Source organism: Ignavibacteriota bacterium (assembly GCA_013285405.1).
Lineage (GTDB): Bacteria > Bacteroidota > Ignavibacteria > Ignavibacteriales > Ignavibacteriaceae > IGN2.
Window position 1 is genome coordinate 382,036 of the sequence record CP053446.1, and the last position, 25,171, is coordinate 407,206.

Here is a 25,171-nt window from a genome sequence, read left to right on the forward strand (position 1 = left end):
AAATTTTCCTTTTGCCTTTATTCAGTTAATCAAAATAGAAAATCAATTCCTGTTGAAATAGTTGTGCCTGTCTGTCCACCAATATAGAAACCAAATGATGAAGATGCCGGAGATTTGTCAACATATATTGCATGCAGATTTAATCTTAAGCTTCTTGACCCCGAAGGATACCAGTTAATCCCTCCTACAATATCCCATGGTTTTCTCTGGAAGTCATCAAAAATCCATGAAGTTGCACCATAGATTTGAATTGCTTTCGGAATAATTTCATAAGAAGCTAATGCATAAAAACCATGATCATAAATGGAAGAAGGCACTTCACTAATATCTATTGAAGGATTGGCAACTGCTAAATCAAATTTGGACAGATTTCTGAAGTAGTATTCCACCTGAAGATGCAAACCATTTATTTTAATCCCGGCATCAACGGCAGCCTGATCAAAATTAGCTTTAAGTACTGTAACACCATCTGCGAGAGTATTGGTTTCATACAACAACAAACCATCAGAGACTTTTACTTGTGTTTCAGCGGAAGCAGCGTTTAACTGCGACTGACGATCCTCACGACAGTGAGTGAAAGAAACACCGAACCTTGTTGCTAAGGTTTTATGAAGTTCAAAATCTCCATAACCACCTCGTGGTCCAAATTCTCCAGTTGTTGGCATCCACCAGATACTTGCACTTGAACTTAGGTCGCGAGTCATCTGACTTGCAGTTATACCAAGCTGGCTCAAATTATTTCCAACCATTACCCAGTATCTGAGTTTTGCAGTTGGTTCACCTGTAACCCATGCACCTGCAGTAAATCCAGGTCTGAAAAATTCTTCCGCTAATAATCTGTCACTTGATAAAAAATACGGCCAAGGTCCTTGCATGGAACGGGTTCCTAAATTCGGAACAATACCCACTCCAAGAGTTGCAGCTTTGTGTGCAGCATACTGAAGATTTCCGAATAACAGAACTTGATTGGTCGCGGCAAGTCCCCAAATTGAAATTGTATATCTAAGTTTGGGTGTATAAAAAAAACCTGAGAGCCACACAAAAGTTCTATGCCACCAGATATCATTTCTTGTATCTGCAATTTTTGTTCTTCCAAGATGATCTTGAAATTCCTGTTCACCGGGCATTTGATTAATATATCTTGCAAGTCCATATACACTAATGTTAAGACTTGCTAAATCAGTTTTAAAAATTGTAAATCCTTTTCCGGGAGTAAACTCGCCAGCAGTTGTATTTTCAAATGTCCTGTCCTCAACAATGCCTACAAATACACCTTCGGAACTCATTGTTGAATCAAATTCGATTGGAGCTTCATCCTGTGCATTAGTGATTCCAGAATAAAATAAAATGGTGAGTAAAGTGAATAATAGAACCGTAAATAAATTTCTCATAAATATTCTCTCCGGATTCATTATTAAAATAAAGAGGCTCTCTTTTCAAAACCTATCAAAGTCAAATCTTGTCCCGTAAGAAGCAGCTTACTCAATTGAGTAGCCAATCGGTTTTAAGACAGCCCCATTTAAAAAGTTATTTCAAACGCAATTACTGCTTTGGTTGAATTAAATACGGATCAACCTTTAACTGTTCAATTACATATTTAATAGCCAATTGACCTTTTACACTATTCCCTGCTTTGTCAAGTGGTGGTGAAACTACAGCGATACCAAATTTTCCTGGTACTACTGCAATTAAGCATCCACCAACTCCGCTTTTTGCTGGAACTCCAGTGTTGTAAAACCAGATACCTGAATCATCATAGAGACCAGCGGTTGACATTACAGGAAGAGTGTACATAACAGTTTCCGATGATACAACTTTCTTTTTTGTAACGGGATTAATTCCACCATTTGCTAAAGTTGCAGCCATAATTCCAGCATCTTTTGCGTTGACATTGATTGCACACTGCTTTGTATAAATGTCTGTCGCCTCAACAGGATCAAAATACATTCTTCCATAAGCTAATAACAGATGGGCGATCGCCTGGTTGCGTAAATTATCTCCGGCTTCACTTATATAAACCGGAACATTAAGTCCAAGTTGTCGTCCTGCAAAGTCACTATGCACTTGAAGAATGTGTTTCCATTTTGCTGATGAATCTGCACCAGCAATCAAACTTGTTGCTGCAATTGCGCCTGGATTTACAAGAGGATTAATTTCTTTTCCTCTCATTCTCTCGACTGCAGTAATTGAATTGAATACTTCGCCGGTTGCATCGACACCAATTTTATCCTGGACAGCCTGATGCCCCTGTTCTTCAATTACCTGTGCCATCGTGAATACTTTGGAAACACTTTGAATCGATACCATAGATTTAATGTCACCAGCAGTATAAACCTGACCATCAACGGTTACGAGAGCAATTCCGAAAATATTCGGATCAACTGTTGCAAGCTCCTTGATGTAATCGGCATTAGCACCTTCTTTTACATCTTTGAATTTATTGAATGCTTCATTCAGAACTTTTTCAATATTTGCTTTAGAAAGATCCTGTGAATACAAAAAGGAAGTACCAGTTAACAACAATGCAAATAGCACTATTGCCATTAATCTTATGTGAACAAAAAACCTTTTCATTTTATTACGCTCCTTTAGTTAATTACTTTATTAGAATAAAATCTTGTGCGAAAAATTATATTTGAATGAGAATTGAAGTTTCAGAATATCAGAAGTCTTTAAATATTCTTCCGGATATTCTTGTCCTGCCTCAAGGTTATTAAAATTATCACGGTTACCATATTGCAATTCAGCTACCATCATAACATTTTCTACCGGGTAATAGATTAAGTTACCAATAGCATAATTACCCATTTTGAATGCACCATAGCTCTGTCCGTTAGTATTATCCATACTCAGCATCGAATAACCGATTGCTGTAGCAAATTTGTCACTCCAGTTATGCTCGAGGAAAGCAACAACACCGAGCAAAGGAATTGCAACACCTTTTACTGGTTTTTCAGGATCATTTGTTGTTTCGATTCCAACATCTACGGTTGCATCATTCATATAATTTTGAACACCAGCTCCGTATAAAACTGAAAGTCGTGCTATATCATTCTGTGTTATTTTAATATTCGAGCTGAGGTTCAGTCCCCAACCAATTGCATCTCCGCTTAAATCAATCGAATCAGCGCCCTGATCTTTCCATTTCATATATCTTACGATTCCGGCAAGTTCAACGTATCCCCAATCATGTGCAGAGCGATATTCCGCAGAAAAATCCGGGACTGGAAACTGTGCATCTATATTTTGCTGCTGAAGTATTTCACTATACACTCCTCCATCAGCACTAGCACCCGGTCTTTCAAGAGCAAACGTTAAACGTGTATCGCCTTTAATCGGCATATAACGGAATTGAATGTTCCTGAAAAATGCCATACCATTTGGACCCCAGTACTCAACAGTATTTGGGAAAACATCAATGTCCATAAACGGTGACCAGTACTGACCTACACCAATGCAGCCAAGTTCACCGTAAGCATGGCGAAGTCGGATTGTAGTTTGACCAGCATCAACGCCGGTTCCGAATAATTCCCATTCAAACTGAGTGAATAGTTCTCCTAAACCAGTTTGTGTGCTGCTTTTTACACCGAATCTGGTTTGACGGACGCTGAAGTATGCGTTGCCATCAGTGCCATATTCATTTTCGTAAGTTGGGAGTTTAGTTGGTCTAACTACATCATACCAGTCAGGATGAATCTGCTTGAAGTCATAACCTATATCAGTCATAGCAAATCCGTAAACCTGAAACCAGTTTTTATCCTGTGCTTGCAGGTTGACTGCAATAGCCGCAATGATAATATTTAAAAATAGAAGTCTGTAATTAGTCATAGTTCTTCCTTTCAGTAATTAGTTAGAAAATTTTGCTCATCAATATTTGTGTGATTTTAAAATATCAACAGATATATTTTTTCAATTTAAATTTTTCGCAAAACTAAATTTTATCAGATCCAATAAAGCCGCACTATCTACAGGTTTTCTGAGATACGCGAGTGCACCATGATTTTTGGCTGCGACTCTCGAAGTCTGTTCATCATACGCTGTTATTATTATTATTGGAAGATTAAAACCTTTCTTCCTCAAATACCCCATAACTGAACAACCATCCATACCTGGCAAATGCATATCAAGAATAAGTAAATCATTTGTACCAGCTTTGTAATTTTCCAGAAATTTCTCCGCACTCTCAAATGCGCTGCATTTTAAACCCGCAGATTTGAGCAGCATCAGAAATCCATCTCTTACATTCTGATCATCGTCAACAATATGAATCATATACATAAACTAATTTTTATTAGTAAAAGATTAAAAACCGACGCCGCCCCCAATACTGATAATTGGATCCCAATCTTCATACGGCGAGTTTTCATCCTGAAGCACATCAAACAGAACTTCAACATAAACCGCTGCATTCGGACCAACCTGCTGAACAAATCCGCCGCCTAAAAGCAGGAACGGAACCCAGTTTCTATCAGATTCCCATTCTTTACTGAGCGGATTATAAACGGGTGTATCATAACTTTCATAAGCAAATTCTGAGTGCAGATAAAGTTGATATACCGGACGGAATCTTGCAAAAACACTTGCGCCGTAATTATGTGAGCTAAAATCAGGATTGTCATAATTGTAATAGGAATACAGCAATTTACCACCCAAAGAAAATTTAGGTGAAATTTTATAACCGATAATAGGATTTACACTTAAATAAAAGTAGTCCTGCCAAAAATTAAACCCAACAGTTCCTCCATAATACCATTTGCTCGGTCCTGATGATGTGGGTGGTACTTCGGGTTGAGTTTCTTGTTCAACAATTACTGAATCTTTTTCAACTTTCGAAGAATCCATTTCTTGCGCGATCGAAAAAGAGCAAAAAGCAAATAGAAGAATTACTACAAAGTATTTCATTTTTTATCTCCTTGAATATTTTGTGATGAAATCTATCTGAATTGGATTTTGCAGTAAATAGGTACTTAGTCCTATTCGTAGAAAATTAGAATTAAGGAAAATGTGAGAAAAGATTATTTAGAGTTGTTCGGGATTAAGGTTCTTAAGCTTAATTTATCTGCCATATAAATCATTTCGGGAACTGTCTTTACTCCAAGCTTTTCAGTAATTTTCAGTCTATGATTCTTTACCGTGTGTTCTGCAATTCCCAGCTCGCTGGCTATCTGTTTATTAAGCATACCGGTAATTACGTGTCTGAAAATTTCATATTCTCTGGCAGTTAGAGAACTTACCAGCGATTTAATTTTATCAATTTCAGAATACTTGATATTTAAAGTTAAACTTCTGCTTAATGCTTCTTCTATTGCATTAATCAAATTCCTCTCATCAATTGGTTTTTCCAGAAAATTTATTGCGCCTTTCTTAAGTGCTTCAACACTCATAGGAATATTGCCGTGCCCTGTAATGAAAATTATAGGGAAGGATTCAAATCTCATTTCAATTTCAGTTTGCAGTTCAAGTCCCGTTTTTCCTCCAAGAATTACATCAAGAATAATGCAGCCCGGACCAATGTGATTTGTCTTCTCAAGAAATTCTTCAAAACTAATAAAACTTTCAACCTGATAACCAGTTGATCCTAGAAGCAATGCGAGGCTTTGTCTTATTTCCTCATCATCATCAATTAAAAATATTTTACAATCGGATTTATTCATCTTTAAAAATTTTCAGACTGAATGAAAATTCCGCACCACCATCTTTTTTGTTCTCTGCCCAAATTTTCCCGTTATGATCTTCAATTATTGAGCGGCAAATTGCCAGACCAATTCCCATCCCTTCAATTTTTGAAGTTACGAACGGTTTAAAAACAACATCCTTTATTGATTCATCTATTCCTCTGCCATAATCACGAACAGAAATAATAACATTTTCTTCTTTGAATGTTTGGTTAATATCAATAGTTTTTTTTGATGCGCCATCCCGTTCTATAGATTGTGATGCATTGAAAATAAAATTAAGTAAAACCTGCTGGATCTGAATTCTATCAGCAAAAATGTAAATAGGTTCATTTAAAATATGCAAAAAAATATTCGTGGATTGTTTTCTCGCCTCGCCGCGAATAACTGCTACTGTCTCTTCGATAAGAGAATTCAATTCAGTTTTTTCTTTTGGTCTGTTTTCAAGTTTCATCATTCCGCGAATGGTATGTATTATGGAGGCGCCTCGTTTATCATTATCAACAATTCGTTGCAATATCTGTTTCAATAATTCGGGAGTTGCATTATTTGAGTTTATAAAATTAATTCCAGCCTGTGCATTACTCAAAATAGCAGTTAATGGCTGATTCAATTCGTGAGACAAAGTTGCTGTCAACTGACCAAGCCTCAGAATTCTATCTTCATTAACAAATTTCCTGTATTGGTTTTCGGTTTCTATAACTTTTTGAGTCATAACCTTTTGATTTTTATTTAACCTTATCAGGCTAACTATCAACAATGATTGAAAAATAATAAAAAGTAATACTAAACCTATAATCCATTTGTATTGTTCAAAGAAACTAACTTCTTTAAACATTATTTTGCTTCCCGGAGGAATATTTTTGGAGTATTGAATATTCCACCGTTTCAATTCTCTCCAATCGAAAACAGTTTCATAATAATCATCCTGGGTTGCCTCAAGTGAATTTGGATCAACTCCGTTTAATACCTGCACAGCAAATTCACCTGTCTTCAACCCTGCTTTTCCGAAACTTAAAATATAACCTCCAACCGATCCCTCTCCGAATCCCATATCGCTGTAAGCGAATACGGGTGAATTTGAATTACTGCTTATTAATCTGATAGCTTCCGGATTATGGTAATTAACGTGTTTGTAATCAGAGTTAAAGGATGGAACAAATATTAAACTGTTTTCCGGAAACTTATTTACCATATGAATAATTCCATCCATCGATAAATCTGTTAAAAACAAGAATTTTCTGTTACTTACTTTTTTAGCTGAAACAGAAGCAATCGATAACATAAACTTATCAAATTTTGAAGTACCGGAGATAAAATAAACTGACTTTGTTTTCGGAAAAACTGATAGAGCAGTGTTCAACATTTTATCAATATTCATTTTCATCCCAACAATAGCAGTCTTTTCATTAAGCTTAATATTTGATGTATAACCAAAATCCGAAAAATCCAGATCAACAGAGATTGTGGGTAGTTTAAGTAAATAATCTTCAGCATACTTTTTTATAATATCAATACCATTTCTTCCTACGACGATTAATAAATCTATAGCAATATCTTTATACTTCTCATTATATCTGGCGAATTTCATTTCAATAGATGAACTATCAATTTGGTATTCAATGTCAAAGTATTCCGTATGAATATCGAATCCATCACCATATTTTTCTTGTAATTTTTGTCTTATCCCATTAAGAATTGGCTGGTATGCAGGTTGAGTCGGTGAAAGAGCAAGTAAAATTAGTATGGTTTTATCTTTAGCTGATTGATCAGCGAACAAACTTGTACAGCTAATTATTATAAAAATAGTAACTATTAAGAATCCAAAGGATTTTCGCATGATACAAAACAATACATAATGTCTAATTGAAAATAAATGACTTCGAAAAATTAAGAAGTTTTCAGTGAAAATTTTTTTAAAAAATTAACTTATAGTATTTGGTTATCATCAGCTTATTAAGTTTCTTTACTGATGGATAAATACTTTCCAATTAATATCCCGATAATCACCGTAAGATAAAGGTTTCCAAACAACGCAAGAAAAATTGAAAGGGTTCTGGCAATCGGGCTGATAGGTAGTACATCCCCGTACCCGGTAGTTGTTATGGTGATATAACTGAAATATAAAAATTGATGAAACTGACTTACATAACCGGTAGTTAATGAAAATGCTTCAGGTTCAAAAAACATAATAACTGCTGCAAGGATAGCACCACAAAAACCAAATAAAACGTAAACTGCGACAGCGCTTACAATCAACTGAGTATCAACTTCTTTACTTTTTACGATCTCAATTAACAGATTGACTGCAACAAGAACCAAATACAATATGAACAAAATTCTATTGATAAGTTCTATGTCTGTATTCTCAGTAATAGCTACAATTAAGTTTACAATTATAATCAGGTAACCAGCTTTACCGAGTTTTCGCAATTTAACTCTGCTTTTTTTCAATGTCAGAATTGCTGAAAGAAGAATAAGCGATAAGAATAAAAAATTAATGTACCCGGCAGACTGTGCATTCCCGTAGTATGGACAGACAATAATCATAAGCAGTATGCTTAAGATCAGAGAGATTTGTGGTTGATCTGAAATAATTTTTAATGATTTCATAATAAAACTTTATCAGTGTAATAAATTCCGCGTGCAGAAAAATTATCTATTTATCATCTCAACTGCGCACATCAATTTTTTTCTTTACCTCTTCAATTGTTTTTTTATTGGTAAGGACAAGAAGAATGTCCCCCTGCTCAATTAAAGTTCCACCGGCAGGAACAACATATTGTTCATTACGATTAATCATCACTATCAGGCTTTCCTTCGGCAGACCAAGTTCAACAATTGATTTTCCAACCAAAGGTGAATTATCACTAATCATAAAATCGTAAAGATCGTTAGTATCGCCGGGTTTCGATTCAAATTCAATTGGCGAATATAATTTTTTAGGAAATGGTGCATCCACTTTAAGAAGTTTTGCAACAAATGGTAAGCTGCCTCCCTGAATAACTGCTGAAGTTAAAACAATAAAGAAAACTATGCTGAAAATTACATCAGCATATTGCACTCCTGCTAAGAGTGGAAATGTTGCCAGAATAACAGGAACTGCACCTCTTAATCCAACCCACGAAATAAACACTTTTTCTTTTAATTCTATTTTAGTGAAAAGCATACCGAAAAACACTGAGATGGGTCTGGCAATAAACATTAGCACGGCTGAAAGTACCAAACCTGCTAAAGCAATTCCTAAAAGTTTTGAAGGGAAGATCAGCAATCCTAAAGTAAAAAACATTACAATCTGCGAAAGCCACGCCATCCCATCAAAAAAACGTTTCAAACTTTTTTTATGCAGAAATTCTTTGTTCCCTATTATCAAGCCGGCAAGATAAACAGCAAGAAAACCGCTCCCTCCAATCAGATTCGTTAATGAGAAAACCATTCCGGCAAATGCTAAAAAGAGTACCGGATATATTCCTTCATAATCAAATTGAATTTTATTGATCAGATAGGTGATAACTTGTCCCATAGCAATTCCCACAAGACCACCGATGCCGAATTGCTTTATGAATAATAAAACAAGGCTGAAAAAATCTGAAGTTGGTTCCATGATTAACTGGATAAAACCAATTGTCAGAAAAATTGCCATCGGATCATTGCTGCCTGATTCAAGTTCGAGCAAGGGTTTGAGATTTTTTTTCAGGCTTACATTTTTTGACCGGAGTATATTGAAAACCGCGGCGGCATCTGTTGATGAAACAATGGAGCCTAATAACAGACCGTATTTCCAATCTATTTCCAGAAAATAAGAAGCTGCAACACCAACAATGATCGCAGAAATTAATACTCCTATCGTTGCCAAACTGATTGCTTGTATCATAACAGGTTTTACATCCTGAATGCTTGTATCAAGTCCGCCTGAAAACAATATAAAAACCAGAGCGATTATACCAATTGATTGTGCAAGAAGTGCATCATCAAAATAAATTCCGCCAATCCCTTCTGAACCTGCCAGCATGCCAAGTGCTAAGAACAATACTAAGGTCGGCAAACCGAGATCATCAAAAACTTTTGCAAAAACGACGTTAATAATTATAAGTACTGTAATGCTGAGCAGAAAATGATCCAATGTCATACTTTATTACGATTTATTTAACGATTTATAAATTTGTTTTATCGAAATTATTTAATTCTATTTTAGAAAACCTTGTTTGTAAAGATCACCAATGACTTTACTGCTTACTGCTTTAACTACTTCGCCGGTGTTTTTTGGTTCAAAAGATTGTGATTTCGCGCTCCAGATAATTTTGCCATCAGTGGTTTCATAAAAATTTGTTCTCATATAAACAATTTTTTCTTCAGCTAAATAATCTGAGTTGAAGTAAAGCGGGGCAGTTGAAGCATAGAACCCATAGAAACCAACATAAACATGTCCTGAACCGCCAGAGTACAATGTTTTATCCGTTCCTTCACCGCCTTCAATAACTACCAGCACTGCATCGATATCCTTATCTCTAAAATATTTCTCGAATGTTTCTCTGTTAAACTCCTCGCCTTTGGGAAGTTCCTGCCATCCCAGCAGAACTTCGACATTATGATCTAACAATTGCGAACGGAACTCATTTTCATATACTTTTCTTTTCCATTCGACTTTCGCTAGACCGATTACCAGAATTTTGTTAAACTGCTTACCAGCAAAAGTTTCGTCAATATAAACGTCAGTAAGTTGAGTGGATGAACTGCAGCTAATAATTATTATAGTTAAAAAGCCAAGAGAAACTTTAATTAAAAATCTCATAAAATTAATAGACCTTTCTTTATTGTGTAGGCACTTTCGAAAAAATTTTTAGTCCGACTATTCCGACCACTATTAAAAAAATAAAAAATATTCTTAATAATTCTTTTGATTCATTAAACAGAATTATACCCAGAATAGCAGTTCCCACAGCACCAATTCCAGTCCAGATTGCATAAGCAGTTCCGATAGGAATAATTTTTATCGCATTCGATAGAAAATAAAAACTCAATATCATACCGATGATTGTGAAAACACTTGGGAGAAATTTTGTAAAACCATCAGTGTATTTCAATCCGATCGCCCAGCCGATTTCAAATAATCCGGCTATGAAGAGATAAATCCAGGCCATACAATTTGCTATTTTTGATTGTTTAAAATTAACTATCTGCGTTGTCAGATGCCATCTGAGTTGCCGATGTGAAGAAATCAACTGCACTTGTCAGAAGCTCGACAAACGTTTTGATGCCCACAAATATTAATATAATTGCCATATCTATCCGCACCGAAAAAGCTGAACCAATGATGCTTAAAAATCCTCCGAGAATAATTATAATATGCATTGGTATTATTCTGAAATAAGGTGCAAACATTACAGCACCAAGATTTGGAATTACTTCCTGTTGAGCCCGTATTGATTGAACGAATTCGATTAAATAGCTGATAAAAAAAACTAATGTCGTGTAAACAAGATAACTTAATCCGGAGTTTCCTGAATGTGTATTAGTGATTCCGGGAAATCCACCGAGGAACATTGCATAAACAAAATGGAAGAATCCATAATGAAATAAAAAGAAAATTGCTATTGAAACTTTAGTTGCTTTCATCGGAGATAATTCACTGCCAGCGCCTCGCTTTAATCCGGTTGTTGTGAACTCTTTTAGTGAAATAATTCTTATAAAATTAAAAACACCGATGATGACACTTTGTATCCAATAAATCCACAGAACTTCAACTGCACTCAGGTTATCCACAACCGCAAAAATGATTACGAGGAGATTTGAAAAGATTATCATCAGTGTAGATGTTTTACTGAAATCTACTTTCTTCCACGCATCAGATAATTTTATTTTCTGTTTCTTAACTTTCACAAATATTTTTTTTCGTTGTAATAATATATGGATTTGGCAAGATTATTCGTGATTTATGCTGAATTTATTTCAGCATCTTCTTCAAATATGTAAGTCTGATTCCGGATCAAGTCCTGAATGACAAATACAATTTATGTTTATCCAACATAAGCAATTTTCAGTTTCTTATGATCGAGAGCCTTTGCAAGAGCGAAATCTTCTTCTGTTATTTTTTCTTCATCACCGTAGTAATTGTGCTCAACGCTGTCTTTCATCAGGCTTGATTGAAGAACAGTTGAAGAAAGTACTTTAAGATTATCAACAACAAGATTTGTGTGATCGTTTGTATCCACTCTTCCGGTAACGAGATATGGACCCAGTGACAAAGTCAGTTCTGCGACACGGTAATAGACTTTCGGGAAGATAACAGCTTCAAAAGTACCGGTGAGATCTTCGAGCGAAAGGAATTTCATTATCTCACCGCTTTTTGTTTTAATTCTTTTTGAAGTCATATACCAGCCGATCATCTTCACTTTCCGTCCTTTGTTCTGCAGCATATCTTTCGCAGAAACAATTCCCTTCTGTTCTATCCATTCTTTGAAAAAATAAAGCGGATGACGTGTAACCATATAACCGAAAGCTTCGTATTCTTCTTTGCAGATGCCGGCAAGTGAGTAGTTTAAATCAGTTTTTACTTCTTCCTCCAAAGCAAAAGTTTCACTCAAGAAAAGATCGTTATAACTCTCCTCAATTATTTTTCGCCGATGAATGTAAATATCAAGCAGTCGAAGCAGTGTCGGTCGCGTTTGCTTGAAGCATCCCATTGCACCACATTTAATTAATAAAGCAGTTTCTTCGCAGCCAAGTTTTGTTCGGACAAGAAAATCTGCCAGTGAAACATAGTTGCCATTATGTTTTCTTTCCACAACAATTTTTTCAATTGCATTGTAAGAAAGATTTTTGATTGCCTTCAAACCAACACGAATTGTTCTTCCTTTCCCGGCATATTCTTTTTCACTTTCATTGACCGAAGGAAGTTCAATCTTCAAACCCAGACGTTTTGATTCTTCAACGTAAACTGCAGGTGAATAAAATCCTCCGCCGTTGTTGAGTACACTTGCCATAAACTCTGCAGGATAGTGAGCTTTGAGAAACGCTACCTGGTAAGAAAGCAATGCAAACGATGCACTGTGTGCTTTGCAGAAAGAATAACCTGCAAACGATTCAATCTGCCGCCAGAGTTCTTTGCTTTGGTAATCTGTCAATCCTTTTTCTTTACAGGAGATAAAAAATTTATCAACTATACGCTGCATTGCCTGGTGTGAGCGCATCTTCCCGCTCATTGCTCTGCGAAGTAAGTCTGCATCCTCAAGACTCAATCCTGCAATGTGATGAGCAACTTTAATTACATCTTCCTGGTAGATCATCACTCCGTAAGTTTCGCCGAGATAAATCTCCATTTCGGGGACAAGATATTTTCTTAGTGAAGGATCTTTGTGACGAGCGATAAACTCCTGCATCATTCCGCTTTCTGCAACACCGGGACGAATAACAGAACTTGCCGCTGTAAGCATCTCAAAAGTTTCAACATCAAGTCTGCGAAGAAGCGAACGCATTCCCGGCGATTCAATATAAAAGCAGCCGATAGTTTTTCCCGAGCGGATTAATTCCTTTGTTGCCGGATCGTTGAAGAGCATTTCAAAATTGAAGATGTCGAAATCAATATTGCCGGTGTGTTTTGGTATCGGCGGATAGAGAGTGTGTACTTTTGCCTGCCCGCGCCATTCAGGTGGAATTTGGTAAATTAGTAAATCTTCCATTTGTGAGCTGTTTTCAAACATATTATAGTGAACATTTGCCCACTAAAATATAATCTTTTAAAGTTTAAATGCAAGAGGAAATTTGATAGTTATGAGATCATTATTGCAGATAAAAAATTAAATGTGGTTGGAATTGATTCATCTAATTCTATTTCGAAACATTTTAAGAAAGTTTTTATAAAAGGATGTGTAATTTGGGAAATTTTAGTGTGACAAAAAGTGTTGAATTTTGTTTGTAATGAAAGAAAACAGTGAAAATTTCCAGAACTTGGTTTCAAGAATCATTACATAGAATAGTGCTAAAACGGCTCAGAATTACACAGTGATGGAAATTTGGTTTGGGAAATGAAACAGCGGATTAAAAATTGTTTAAACGTGTTTTAAAGGTTGTTTAAACTGTGAATTTGATTTTAATACGCAATTATTTTTAAACAAGGCTGTTTAAAAGTGGGAGAAAGAGAACAAAAAACTGTCACGGCTTTTTTGCATTTTTTGATGGTTTGGGTTTCCTAAAAGGGGGATTATCTTTTTTAAATCTATTTACTTTTGGGATACTAATATCAAACACTCTGGCTGCGAAAGTACAGTCCATTTTTTTATGCTGGCTTAAATACAGATGTATGAGCTTATCGATTGCATCTCTTCTTAAAGGAAGTCTGACTTTTGGGAACGCTTTTTTTATTTTAGAAAAATGTTCGTCCCCGATAAAAGCCTTAGCTTCCTCCATAAAATAGTTGAATTTAGATTTTCGGAGATATAACCCCGTCTTATGGTAAAGGTCAAATAGTATGAAATATTTTTTTGGGCCGACAATATCAAGAAGTTTACGGTTATCCTCGTCAAAATACTCTTTATAATTAGGAACATGCTGAAGGAGATCAAATCTCTTAAGACTCACATAATACATACGGTCTTTGTCAGGATCAACAATAAGATTGGGGATGAGCTTGAGTGTTTCTTCTATACTTGATTTCACGAATTAAACTTAATCATTTTTTTTTACATTGTAAATGGAATAATGTCAAGAGACAAATTATTTTTCATTTAAACTTTTATTCAATTGAGAGATTATGGAAAATAATAATTTAAGCTTTTTGAAAACGACACCTGACTTCATTAATTTCTTTAATAAGGAAGAGCAAGTGATGATTGGATTAGTTGGAGTCGATGGCTTTTTTAAACTTTACCACCGCTACTCAAAAACAGGATTCTACTTCAGTTCTGCATCAATAATCAAATTGAAAAAAGCTTGGTGCATTCAAAACAGTCATTTAACTTATGATGAATTAGCACGTGAATGTGGAGTCGCATCAAAAACCATTTTTCGATGGCTACACGAAAATGATAATTAAAATAATTTCTAACAAAATATAAAAGGAGTTACAAATGAAAGTCACCACGCTACCTGAACAAGGGAAAGAAAGCAAAGGCTTTATAAGTTCACACGAAATTGTGAACAAAACAGATTTAGTAAATCGAAGTTTAGTCCAGGGTGTTGTAAAAGAACTGGAAGAAAAGGCTGTTAAGTTAGGTGCAGACTGCATAAGCAATTTAAAATTAAAATATTTAGCAGTTCCTTCTGGTTTCGGTCTTGAGTTGGTCGTCGTCGCAGAGGCAACGGCAATAAAATTATAAAATTTTAATTAGAAAGGAGATCACAATAATGGGACAAGGATATAGACTTGCCTATGAAAAGGCACACCAAAAGTTGAGAGAAGAGACTGAAAGACCTCTAAGAGTTAAAGTTTCAACCTTACCATTCGTCAATGGAAAATCGTTGGGATACGTTTCAGTATTCCAGAAAATAAACATTTCAACATTGAGTCCAGACCTTAAAATAGATGATAACATTATACAAGCCTTACAAGTAGAAACAGATCGTCGTGGTGGGAACTTTCTTTCTAATCTCAAGATAAATTATATTCAAGATCAAGGACAGCCTGGTATTCTATTGGCTTACGGGTCTGGAGAATCAATGCTAACAAGTGCCTATGAGATGTCGATTGCACAACCAAGGACTACTTCCCCACTGAAATCAACAGAAGACGATGCTTCTCCTGAATTAAAAGAAATCCTAAGAATATTGAATGGGGAGAATGTAGAGAAAACTTTACCAACACTTGCCGTGATGTTAGGTGGAGTCTATAAAAAATCAGTAGAAGTTCATAATAAAGCAATTGAGCTCCAGGCGGTAGACAAAGGTCTCAGTTACGAAATTGCTGTAAGGGAATCTTATACAGAATTGGTAAAGTGAAAATAGAATTTTAAGTAGAACAGATGAAAATGATTTTAGGTGGTTGCTTGTGGTCTCTTGGTGGTAAAGAATACTCCTTTACACCAACAAATAGCAGAGGCTTTTCTTATGAAGCTATATCGTCCATTTCATAATTAATTGTCTCTGCTTTTTTATTGAATTTAAATGAAAGAGAATAATGGCTGAATCAACACAAACGTTAGTATTTAAACTTATTATTGATGGGAAAGAAGCACAAGCAACACTTGATCTTACCAAAGGTGAATTCGTTGAAACCGGAGTAGCTGCAACCACAGCAACCGAACAAATCAAAAAAGCATATCAGGGCTTAACTGCTGAAGCTCTAAAACAAAACCAGGTTACTGAGGGTAATGTCGAAAGTCTTACTGCGTACATTAAAACACAAAATCTTTCAGTTGATGTAATTGAAAAAACAATACAGGTTCTTGATACAGAAACAAGAACACTTGCAGTTGACAGCGAAGCGTGGAAAAAGAAAATGGTTGCATCAACAAATCTTAAAGCTGCACTTGGTGGAATAATTCAACAGCAAACTGCATATGGTAAAGCAAATCAACAAACTTTGCCAGGTGTAAACAGTATGAGGATGGCAGTACAACAATTTGGATATGTGCTAAATGATTCACAAACCTTTTTTGTGAATGCAAGAATGGGAATGATGGGTATAGCTAACAACATACCTATGATTATTCAATTATTCCAGGCAGCAAAAAAGGAAGCCGGTGCAAATGCAAGCATGATGAAACTACTGACAAGTTCAATTACCGGAGGTGGTGGATTAATAATTGGAATAAATGCATTGATGCTTGTGATGCAATTGCTCCCAGGTTTGTTTGATGATACCACTGAAGCTGCTACTAAGCAAAAAGAAGAAATTGAAAAACTCAGAACGGAGTATGAAAAGCTTACACAGGCACAAATAAAGAGAAAGCAGACTGATGTTCAAACTGAACTCTCACAAATGACTCAAGAGTTGGGGGGAAAATATGGATGGCGAAAAGAATTCTTAGATGCATTGCCACTTGGGATGGGAAAATATCTGGCGTCCTTCAAGGAAATGAACGATGAGGAAAAGGAGAGATATGAAAATTTACTAAATCAAAATCAAGCATTGACTGAAGCTGCTGCAAAAGTTGGATATACTAAGGATTTAGAAAACCAAATCAACCAATTATTGGAAAAGCGAGAGACGATAAAGGACCCTTCTGCATTGAGAGCGTTTGATGATTGGATATTGGAACTAAAGAAAAAACAAAAAGAAGCAGGATTGGATGAAACTAATTGGGACAAAGAAAAAGACAAGCAATTTAAAACTGCATCAGAGCAATTAGAATTATCACAATCACACGCAACAAGAATGGCTGAGATTGAAGGCAAAAGCGACAGAGATATTCTTGAGTTGAAAAAACAGCAGCTTGCTGAACAGGTAAAACTTTATGAGAATTATGGCAAAGATGTTACTGCATTGCTTTATGAACTCGCTGAGACCGAGGCTGCACTGCAAACAGGGAAAAAAGTTAAAGTTAAATCAGCATTTGATCCGAGTGGGAAAAGCAGTAGTGCAACCGGAAATGAAAATGAAGATAGAAATAAGTTTTTAAAACAGTTCGAAGATGATCAATTAAAGGAGCTTGAGATTGAAGAATCAATAGCTTTAAAGCGTGCAGAAACTTTTTCGAATGCAGAAGAATTAAAAACAAAAATTCAAAAGTATTATTTAACAAAGAGAACAGAACTTGAAGAAAAGGCACAAGCTGAACAGCTTAAATTCACTTCTGATTATTTAGGACAGGCAGCTGGTTTATTCGCTAAACATACTGCTGCATATAAAGTGCTATCTGTAGCACAAGTTCTCATAGATACTTACGCATCTGCACAATCAGCATTTAAAGCAATGGCAGGTATTCCGGTTGTTGGTCCCGCACTGGGAATAGCTGCCGCAGCAGCAGCTGTTTTAGCTGGTATTCAAAGAGCAAATGCTATTGAAGCAATAAACATAAAAGAGATTGGTGGTTTTGCTGAAGGTGGAAGATTGCCAAAAGGCAAGATGGGTTTCTTTGAAGGTTTCCATAATGAAGTAATTGCACCTGAAGAAGATTTTAAAACTTATTCTACAGAGCTTGTAAAGCATGCACTTGCTGATGCAAGGAATTATATCAGCATAAATCAATCTTTAAATACTGATTTATTCGCTGTTAAAGAAGAGATAATAGCCCTAAAAAACACTTTGATAAATGGGGGGATTAAGTCGATCGCATATTACGACAATAGCGAGGTTAAAAAAATAAGGAGATTGGGTTCAAGTTTATACAGAAGATCTAAAGTATGATGAACTCAGAATTAGAAAAAATAATTAAAGAGATACCCGGTTACAATATTTCAATGCCATTGAATAAAATTCCATTAGAGATATTTAACCTAAAAACACAATCAGCAAAACTTGATGCTCTTGCAGCTTTTGTAATTGAATATATAGCAGAAAAAGGATACAAAGAGGAAGAAGAAGTTAGGGCTGATTTTGAGGAATTATATGCACGTATTCTTGCAGATGAAATTGCACAATTTTTATCGGACTATGGACGATGATTCCAAAATATGTTAAATAGTAAATTGAGCAGCTTTTCTAATTTCATCCTAAACGCTCATAGATTGCAAATTGGATGATTCCAATTAATATACGAGTAAGATAATGGTAAGAAAAAATAAAGTCGCTGAAATCGAAAATCCTATCAAGAGAAAAATCCTTGAAGAGATGTCATTAAAAAAGTTTGCGAAACTCGCTGGTGTAACTCCTCCCGATCTGTCTTATTATCTTAACAAAAATAAAAAAGTTAAAGCATCAAAAAGAAAAAAGATAAAAGTAACTTTAATTAAGTTGAGATTTGTTCCTAAACCTTCAGTGAGACAATATGCAATTTGTGAACACTGTGGAAGTAAAGTTAGGATTTTAACCAAATAATTTTTATGTTATGGCTAGAATTTCTAAAAACACAAGCGGATACCGGCCCGTCAGCCGTTATTTTATTTTAAACCATTTTAATTTCCCAGGATTCCGCTTGTTCCGTAAGGCTGGCGGGTGTGCTTGTGTACACAGAAAAATCCTGGGCTTTTTTATTAATTTCTAAAATCACAGGAGGATTTTTATGAACAATTACTATATCAAATACGCTGACGAACTTATCAAAATTGTTGGGCTGGGAGAATGCCTTAAAGATGCACAGATTGGCCTATTAGAAGCAAATAAGGATATTGAAAACCATATCTGGTTAACCCAAGTAATCACGCATAAGCTTCGTGGTGTTATAAAAAAAATGGAGGAAGAACCGGAACAAGAAGATGTTAAGATAACAGAGGCGAGTTATTTGGATTTGAAAAAGGCTGCTGATACAATTATCAACGAATTAAATAAACTTCAGAGGGAAAACTCTTCCCTGAAAAAAAAATTAGTTAAGTATGAAGCGAAAAACCGAAAATAATCTTTACTCTGGCTTAATTAGTATTAAAGAGCTTGCCAAGTTAATTGACTCAGTTAACTGGCAGGCTGCTTATAATAATCTTCGTCAAAAGGTTGTACGCGGAAAATTTAAATCATACCAACTAATTGACGGAAGAGGATTTGTTAGTTTAGATGATGCTTTAGTTCCCGATTTTGTTAAGCAAAAATTTTCAAAAACAACCTCCCTTCAAATACCATTGGATCACTCGATAATACAAAAAGCAGAGTCATCAAAGGAACTCTCCGGAGATCAACTGGATTTTGCTTTAGCAGCTGCTGAACTTGTGGGAGAATTTATAAAGTATAAGAATCAACCAATGTTTAAAGGCAAGAAAGCTGCTGCTGAAAAAATATTTTCTGATGCTTACAACAATGAATCTTTAAGTTCATACCCCAACATATTTAAAATTATTGGGAAGCGTTCATTTAAGACTCTGAGAACCTGGGAAAACAAATATGTATCATCAGGAAAAGATTACAGAGTTTTAATCCCTCAATACAATTCAGAAAAGTCGAGCAGTATTACTCTTGATGAGCGTGAAGTGCTTACTCGTTTATTACTGCACCCTGGTAAACCCTTAATAACTGAAGCAGTAAGACAATCAATTAACTACTTCGAGATGAAAAGATTTCCTCATATTAAAAGCGACAAGACCTATAAAAGATACCTTGAGAGTTGGATGAAAGAAAACTTTGCTGAGTATATCTTCTATACTGAAGGTGAAAAAGGTCTTGACGATAAAGTTTTACCATACATTGAACGTGACTGGACATTGGTGGAAGTTGGTGACATCATAATTATGGATGGACACGTTAACAATTATGAAATAATTAATCCATTCACTGGTAAACCAAAACGAATGGTAACAATGGGTGCAATTGATGGAAGAAGTCAATACCTTGTTGGGTACGACATTGCAATAACTGAAAATATTCTTTGCATTGCATCCACCCTCAGACGTGCTATACTTCAACTCGGAAAAATTCCGAAAGTAGTTTACATTGATAACGGGAAAGCATTTTCAGCAAAATATTTTCATGGTGATGATTTAGAAAAATTAAATCCTCTATTCTCACGACTCGGGATAAAAACCATTTTCGCTAAAAAATACCATGCACAAAGTAAACCGATAGAACCTTTCTGGGGTTGGATGGCTGAGCTTGAAAGATTGATCCCAACTTATGTCGGCACGTCAATAGAAATGCAGCCACCAAGAATGAACAGAGGTGAATTCATTCATAGAAAAATCTATGACAATGCAATGCAGAAAATAACTGTTGATATTTTTGCTGCTCACCGAGCTATGGCTTGGTGGTTAGATCAATACCATAATAGACCTAAACAATCTGGTCATTTAAAAGGATTAACACCGGCACAGGTATTTGAAGCTGGCAAAGGACAGGGAGTTGATAAAGCTAAACTCAATTACCTGATGATGGATACCACAGTTGCAACTCTGTACCGTAAGGGAATAAGGATGTTTGGAACGTGGTATTGGAATGATTCACTTTTCGGTCAGCAAATAGATTCAGGTGATGAAATAACAGTTAAGTATGATTTGTTTGATCGTGATTCAATTCTTGTTTATGACAACAAAGGAAATTTTGTTTGTGAAGCTAAAGAGGTTAACAAAATTCATCCGGCAGCAGATCTGCTCGGAAAACCTGAACAACAGGAAGAATTCAAAAAACAGATTGCACATAAAGAAAAACTTAAATCTGCTGTTGTTGGCTCAGCAAGAAAATTCGCAGAGGAAGAAATATTCCCTGCTGTTAAAAAGCAATTAAACGATGCTAAAATTCTTCAGTTTCCTGATTCTAATACTGATGATACAATTGAAGAAAAAGCACCAAAACAAAAAATCAAAAAGAAAAATATTTCTGATAGATGGACGCTGACAGAAGATAAAATTAAAAAAGCAAATTAAACTCTTGAATGTAATGAATAAAATTTTAAGCATAATAGATCGTGTAAAGAAACACAAAGCCATAGGAATTATTTTTAACCTTCCACCTGATGAGGAGGCTAAGATTGAAAAAATACTTCTTGATGAAAACCACATTATTATCAAAGGCACAGATGCTTATAGAGGCGAGATGCTTCGATATAGACTCGGTAAAAAATTCAAAGTCAAGTATTTCCGTTTTTGTATGCTTCCTGGTTTGTTGGATAACGGAATTATATGTATAAAAGAAGCGGACAAAATTAAGCCAAGTTACTCACGTGTGTTTTATGATTTTCATCAATACAAAATTCCTTTGCTTCTTTTGATGAACAGCGATGCACAAATGAAAGATTTAAGGATGCTCAATTCTTATAAGTATGTGCTTACTATTGAACAGAACTTTTTAACACTTAAATAGTGAGATTAAAATGAATGAACAAATAATCAGCGATTCTACAATACAACTTACAAGAGAAAGACTTAATGAATTCATTAAGCAAAATCCTCCCCTAACAAATAAAATTATTGCAACTAATACAGGACTCTCGCATGGTACAGTTTCACTATTCAGAAACAACAAATATTCTGGAAACAACGCAGAGGTTGCGTCGTTAATTGAAAACTATCTTGATATTGAAAAATCAATCGAGACCAGGATAAGCAGAGGACATCTAAAATTTGCAATGACAACCGCAGCAAAAAGCATTTTCACAATTGCAAACTATGCTTTAACAGAAGGGAAGATCGGTGTTATAACCGGTGTAGCCGGTTGTGGTAAAACTATTGCAGTTCAAGAATATAAGAAAAAAAATCCAACCGTAATATTAATTGAAGTATCCCCGATAGTAACTCAGAAATTTTTGATTCAGCAAATAGCACAAGAGTTGAAAATACCTTTATACACTTACAAAAATGAATCGTCTAAAATTGTTCCAAGCTTTAACCTTTTCAGTGAAATTGTTGATAAGTTGAGGGATACCAGAAGACTTTTAATAATTGATGAGAGTGAAAATAACACTGTCTCTTGTTTGGAAGTAATAAGAAGAATACAAGATTTTACGAGTATTGGGATGTTACTTGTCGGAACGAAAAAATTATTAGACCGCCTCCGCGGTCCGAGAAGAGAGCTACAGCAACTTTTTTCGAGAGTCGGCATTCAAAAAGATATAGACTTGCTTCAACGTAGTGATGTTAAAGCGATTTTATCAGTTAACTATTCTGAAGCATTAAAGTATGCAGATAATTTTTTGCAAGTCAGCAAGAACAACGGAAGGTTACTCGAACATCTTATTACATTGGTAAAGAAAACAGTCCAAGAAACAGGCGATGAACTGTCAACTGATCTAATCGACGAAGCAGCTGCTTCATTGTTAACTTAATAATTTAAATTTGAGGTGTCCGTTATGATAGATAGTAGATTAAGAAAAAAATGTTTGAACTTATTTTTGAGCAGATACACACTTGATAACATAGTCAAACAAACCGGTGTCTCTAAAAAAACATTATATAATTGGAAGCAACAGGACAAGTGGGATGAGATAAAAGAAGTAAACCTCACTGATGCTGAAAAAATAGAAAATAGACTTTCTGGTTTAGTATTAAAAATGATTGATAAGGCGAATCAAAGTGCTGACAAACAATCACTTGCTAATCTTGAATATGCTGTTAAAATTTATGATGAGCACCAGAAGACATCGCTCGTAAAATCAAAGAGATAATATTAACAGGCATTTAATAAGCTCATTGACAATTACTCTTTTTAGAATTAAGTTTGAATAAAATAGTGAACATAAATTGATGAGAAAATTATCAGAAAAAGAATACCAAGAGTTGCTAGAACGTGAGCAGAAAGGCGAAAAGCTTTCCGACGAGGAAAACCTGCTGATCCTTTTATATCTGGGTTATTCCGAAGACATAGCACGCGAAATGCTTTTCATTGATTCAGACGAATTTAAGAATTCTGGAAACATTATAATCTGATCCTCCTAACAAGACTCTCAAAAAACTGCCAAACCCTTTGTGACATTTAAAGAAATTTCTTTAAATCGGTGTCCGGTCATAGTTTTTCATCATTAAGTAATGATTTCTAAATAATACTTAATGGTCTGAGAGTTGTAGAATTATCTCTGCACAACTTCTTTTGAAAATAGAATTGTGATCATACAACAACGAGTGGCTGTCCGGTAAAAATCTGGACAGCCATTTTTATTTTACACATGACAAATATTGATTTTCATTTTTTGTAAATGTACTGCGAGTGTTGCGTTTGATTTAAAAATTATTTTAGTTTCGGTAGGTAATAACAATTACTAAGGTGAAACTATGCAAACAGATGATGTAATAAATTGGATTTGTCAGTACTGTGGTGAAGAAAACGAATTGTGGGTTGATCTGACAATTAAGGGTAATCAGGATCTAATTGAAGATTGCGAAGTATGCTGCAGACCAAACAGAATTCTGATTAAACACGACAAGGAAGACGAAGAGTACATATTCGTTGAGTCACGTATTACTGACGAATAATACCCTCGAATTACAAAGATTAAATTGAAACTGGTTTTTATTTCTGATCATGATCAGAAATGATTATTCAACCCGTAAACCTTCCTTCATTCTAATTTTTATCATCTCCTCGTCAGCATCTCTACGAACTTTTCCAAAAACCAGTGCAATATTTAATGCAACTGAAATTATCAGCAGGATTATCAACAGCATCATATAACCCTCCGTGGTTTTTAATTATTATAAGTTAACTTTCTGAATTCTCCTCAACCAAAACAATCAGAATTTATTTTTAATTAAACTCTAATCCATAATCATCCGCAGGAACGATGAACTTTCATCATCATCGTCATTGGATTTTTTATTTGGATCTTTTTGTTCCATCTTTTCCTTCGCCCAGCTATATCGCGAAGCTTTTTCGGATAGTGAATTTTCGGGTTCTTCATTTTCAGGTTCTTCAGGCTGCGCCGGATTATTTTTTACCCGCAGAATAGTTGGAACATCCAGATCGTCTTTATCAATCGTCGAAGCATCCATAAAATTAAATCCACCTCTGAAGCTTAATTGTTCGCCGGATTTCTTCGCCTGGGATTTAAAGTTACTTTGAGCAAAAGTTTTTCTTGCACTGTCAAAACCAGTTGCTATCACGGTGTAAGAAACGTAGTCATTCATTTCCTCTTTTCTTACACATCCGAAGATAACATTTGCTTCCTCACCAGCAGCTTCGAAGATTACATTATTACCTTCATTAATTTCCTGAAGTGTGAGATTGCTGGATCCTGAAATATTCAGCAGTACACTCTTCGCACCTCTGATGTTCACGCCTTCGAGAAGAGGACTTGAAATTGCTTTTTGAGCTGCTTCGATTGCACGATTTTCACCGCTTGCGATTCCGCAACCCATTAAAGCTTCGCCGCTTTGATTCATTACCGCACGAACATCTGCAAAATCAACATTGATTAATCCTTCAACAGTAATTATATCAGCAATACCTCTTGTTGCTTCATAGAGTACTTCATTTGGTTTGTCGAATGCGGCAAACGCATTTATGTTACCATCAAGAATATTCAATATTCTTTCATTAGGAATAACTATTAAACTGTCAACATGTTTTCTTAATTCTTTAATTCCTTCATCAGCATTTATCATTCGTGTTTTACCTTCCCATCGAAAAGGTTTAGTAACAATTCCAACGACTAACGCCCCGATACTTTGTGCAACAGATGCGATAATTGGCGCGCCACCTGTTCCTGTTCCGCCACCCATTCCTGCAGTAATGAATACCATATCACTTCCTGAAAGTACTGAAGCAATTTTATCCCGGTCTTCTTCAACCGCTTTTCTGCCGATATTAGGATCAGCACCAGCACCCAAACCTCGCGTAATATTTGTTCCAACCTGAATTTTGTGATGTGCCTTACTGCTTTCCAACACCTGTGCATCGGTATTAACAGCAACATACTCAACACCATTTAAACCTCTGGCAATCATACTTCCCAGAGCATTGCATCCTCCGCCTCCGACTCCAATTACTTTGAGAACGGCAGACATTGGTTTTTCTCTATCGAGAGTGGCGAACTTTATCATGGACCCTCCTG

Annotated in this window: 28 protein-coding genes; 13 read left to right on the forward strand and 15 right to left on the reverse strand. The window is 35.5% G+C overall.

Annotated elements, in window-relative coordinates; genetic code table 11:
* Window positions 1-29: 29 nt before the first annotated feature.
* The 14 genes from HND39_01685 to HND39_01750 all read right to left on the reverse strand — a co-directional run bounded on the left by HND39_01685 (window position 30) and on the right by HND39_01750 (window position 14,330).
* Entirely contained in the window at window positions 30-1,391 is a 1,362-nt protein-coding gene (locus HND39_01685; GenBank protein QKJ95075.1) for a hypothetical protein, read from the reverse strand.
* Window positions 1,392-1,542: 151 nt separating this feature from the next.
* Window positions 1,543-2,574, reverse strand: coding sequence for a glutaminase A (gene glsA / locus HND39_01690; protein ID QKJ95076.1), 1,032 nt, complete (start codon window positions 2,572-2,574; stop codon window positions 1,543-1,545).
* 30 nt (window positions 2,575-2,604) lie between these two features.
* The gene (locus HND39_01695; protein QKJ95077.1) at window positions 2,605-3,828 is read right to left on the reverse strand and encodes a hypothetical protein; all 1,224 of its coding nucleotides are present in this window, start codon (window positions 3,826-3,828) and stop codon (window positions 2,605-2,607) included.
* Window positions 3,829-3,909: 81 nt separating this feature from the next.
* The gene (locus HND39_01700) at window positions 3,910-4,278 is read right to left on the reverse strand and encodes a response regulator (GenBank protein QKJ95078.1); all 369 of its coding nucleotides are present in this window, start codon (window positions 4,276-4,278) and stop codon (window positions 3,910-3,912) included.
* Between the two features lie 24 nt (window positions 4,279-4,302).
* Window positions 4,303-4,902 carry a hypothetical protein gene (locus tag HND39_01705; GenBank protein ID QKJ95079.1) on the reverse strand — a complete coding sequence of 200 codons (600 nt, stop codon included), beginning with the start codon at window positions 4,900-4,902 and terminating at the stop codon, window positions 4,303-4,305.
* 113 nt (window positions 4,903-5,015) lie between these two features.
* Window positions 5,016-5,384: a hypothetical protein gene (locus HND39_01710; protein ID QKJ97846.1), complete on the reverse strand. Its 369-nt coding sequence runs from the start codon at window positions 5,382-5,384 to the stop codon at window positions 5,016-5,018.
* A gap of 262 nt (window positions 5,385-5,646) precedes the next feature.
* Window positions 5,647-7,515: a HAMP domain-containing histidine kinase gene (locus HND39_01715; GenBank protein QKJ95080.1), complete on the reverse strand. Its 1,869-nt coding sequence runs from the start codon at window positions 7,513-7,515 to the stop codon at window positions 5,647-5,649.
* A gap of 116 nt (window positions 7,516-7,631) precedes the next feature.
* Window positions 7,632-8,288, reverse strand: a complete 657-nt coding sequence (locus tag HND39_01720; protein QKJ95081.1) for a two pore domain potassium channel family protein — start codon at window positions 8,286-8,288, stop codon at window positions 7,632-7,634.
* A 58-nt stretch (window positions 8,289-8,346) separates the two neighbouring features.
* A complete protein-coding gene (locus HND39_01725) occupies window positions 8,347-9,804 on the reverse strand; it encodes a potassium/proton antiporter (GenBank protein QKJ95082.1) in 1,458 nt (485 codons plus the stop codon).
* A gap of 57 nt (window positions 9,805-9,861) precedes the next feature.
* Window positions 9,862-10,467, reverse strand: a complete 606-nt coding sequence (locus tag HND39_01730; protein ID QKJ95083.1) for a hypothetical protein — start codon at window positions 10,465-10,467, stop codon at window positions 9,862-9,864.
* A gap of 19 nt (window positions 10,468-10,486) precedes the next feature.
* Window positions 10,487-10,816 (reverse strand): quaternary ammonium compound efflux SMR transporter SugE, encoded by a 330-nt coding sequence (sugE, locus tag HND39_01735; GenBank protein QKJ95084.1) that lies wholly within the window; start codon window positions 10,814-10,816, stop codon window positions 10,487-10,489.
* A 28-nt stretch (window positions 10,817-10,844) separates the two neighbouring features.
* A complete protein-coding gene (locus HND39_01740; protein ID QKJ95085.1) occupies window positions 10,845-11,555 on the reverse strand; it encodes a hypothetical protein in 711 nt (236 codons plus the stop codon).
* 137 nt (window positions 11,556-11,692) lie between these two features.
* Window positions 11,693-13,375 carry a hypothetical protein gene (locus HND39_01745; GenBank protein QKJ95086.1) on the reverse strand — a complete coding sequence of 561 codons (1,683 nt, stop codon included), beginning with the start codon at window positions 13,373-13,375 and terminating at the stop codon, window positions 11,693-11,695.
* A 451-nt stretch (window positions 13,376-13,826) separates the two neighbouring features.
* On the reverse strand, window positions 13,827-14,330 hold the full coding sequence (locus tag HND39_01750; GenBank protein ID QKJ95087.1) for a hypothetical protein: 504 nt from the start codon (window positions 14,328-14,330) through the stop codon (window positions 13,827-13,829).
* 118 nt (window positions 14,331-14,448) lie between these two features.
* Here HND39_01750 and HND39_01755 point away from each other — a divergent pair, with 118 nt between their 5' ends.
* The 13 genes from HND39_01755 (at window position 14,449) to HND39_01815 (ending at window position 23,594) form a co-directional block, all read left to right on the forward strand.
* On the forward strand, window positions 14,449-14,706 hold the full coding sequence (locus HND39_01755) for a hypothetical protein (protein ID QKJ95088.1): 258 nt from the start codon (window positions 14,449-14,451) through the stop codon (window positions 14,704-14,706).
* A gap of 34 nt (window positions 14,707-14,740) precedes the next feature.
* Window positions 14,741-14,989, forward strand: a complete 249-nt coding sequence (locus tag HND39_01760) for a hypothetical protein (GenBank protein QKJ95089.1) — start codon at window positions 14,741-14,743, stop codon at window positions 14,987-14,989.
* A 28-nt stretch (window positions 14,990-15,017) separates the two neighbouring features.
* Entirely contained in the window at window positions 15,018-15,608 is a 591-nt protein-coding gene (locus tag HND39_01765) for a hypothetical protein (GenBank protein QKJ95090.1), read from the forward strand.
* Between the two features lie 178 nt (window positions 15,609-15,786).
* On the forward strand, window positions 15,787-17,958 hold the full coding sequence (locus HND39_01770; protein QKJ95091.1) for a hypothetical protein: 2,172 nt from the start codon (window positions 15,787-15,789) through the stop codon (window positions 17,956-17,958).
* Entirely contained in the window at window positions 17,958-18,215 is a 258-nt protein-coding gene (locus HND39_01775) for a hypothetical protein (protein ID QKJ95092.1), read from the forward strand. The genes HND39_01770 and HND39_01775 overlap by 1 nt, the downstream gene beginning before the upstream one ends.
* Window positions 18,216-18,318: 103 nt before the next feature.
* A complete protein-coding gene (locus tag HND39_01780) occupies window positions 18,319-18,588 on the forward strand; it encodes a LacI family DNA-binding transcriptional regulator (GenBank protein ID QKJ95093.1) in 270 nt (89 codons plus the stop codon).
* A 184-nt stretch (window positions 18,589-18,772) separates the two neighbouring features.
* Window positions 18,773-19,105 (forward strand): hypothetical protein, encoded by a 333-nt coding sequence (locus tag HND39_01785; protein ID QKJ95094.1) that lies wholly within the window; start codon window positions 18,773-18,775, stop codon window positions 19,103-19,105.
* Window positions 19,083-21,053 carry a hypothetical protein gene (locus tag HND39_01790; GenBank protein QKJ95095.1) on the forward strand — a complete coding sequence of 657 codons (1,971 nt, stop codon included), beginning with the start codon at window positions 19,083-19,085 and terminating at the stop codon, window positions 21,051-21,053. Before HND39_01785 ends, HND39_01790 begins: the two co-directional genes overlap by 23 nt.
* A 13-nt stretch (window positions 21,054-21,066) precedes the next feature.
* Entirely contained in the window at window positions 21,067-21,489 is a 423-nt protein-coding gene (locus HND39_01795; protein ID QKJ95096.1) for a hypothetical protein, read from the forward strand.
* Window positions 21,490-21,499: 10 nt separating this feature from the next.
* On the forward strand, window positions 21,500-22,450 hold the full coding sequence (locus HND39_01800; protein QKJ95097.1) for an AAA family ATPase: 951 nt from the start codon (window positions 21,500-21,502) through the stop codon (window positions 22,448-22,450).
* Between the two features lie 24 nt (window positions 22,451-22,474).
* A complete protein-coding gene (locus tag HND39_01805; GenBank protein QKJ95098.1) occupies window positions 22,475-22,789 on the forward strand; it encodes a hypothetical protein in 315 nt (104 codons plus the stop codon).
* Between the two features lie 79 nt (window positions 22,790-22,868).
* Window positions 22,869-23,051, forward strand: coding sequence for a hypothetical protein (locus tag HND39_01810; GenBank protein QKJ95099.1), 183 nt, complete (start codon window positions 22,869-22,871; stop codon window positions 23,049-23,051).
* Between the two features lie 342 nt (window positions 23,052-23,393).
* Window positions 23,394-23,594 carry a CPXCG motif-containing cysteine-rich protein gene (locus tag HND39_01815; protein ID QKJ95100.1) on the forward strand — a complete coding sequence of 67 codons (201 nt, stop codon included), beginning with the start codon at window positions 23,394-23,396 and terminating at the stop codon, window positions 23,592-23,594.
* A 282-nt stretch (window positions 23,595-23,876) separates the two neighbouring features.
* On the opposite strand, the gene ftsZ is transcribed toward HND39_01815, so the two are convergent.
* The gene (ftsZ, locus tag HND39_01820; GenBank protein QKJ95101.1) at window positions 23,877-25,160 is read right to left on the reverse strand and encodes a cell division protein FtsZ; all 1,284 of its coding nucleotides are present in this window, start codon (window positions 25,158-25,160) and stop codon (window positions 23,877-23,879) included.
* Window positions 25,161-25,171 lie beyond the last annotated feature (11 nt).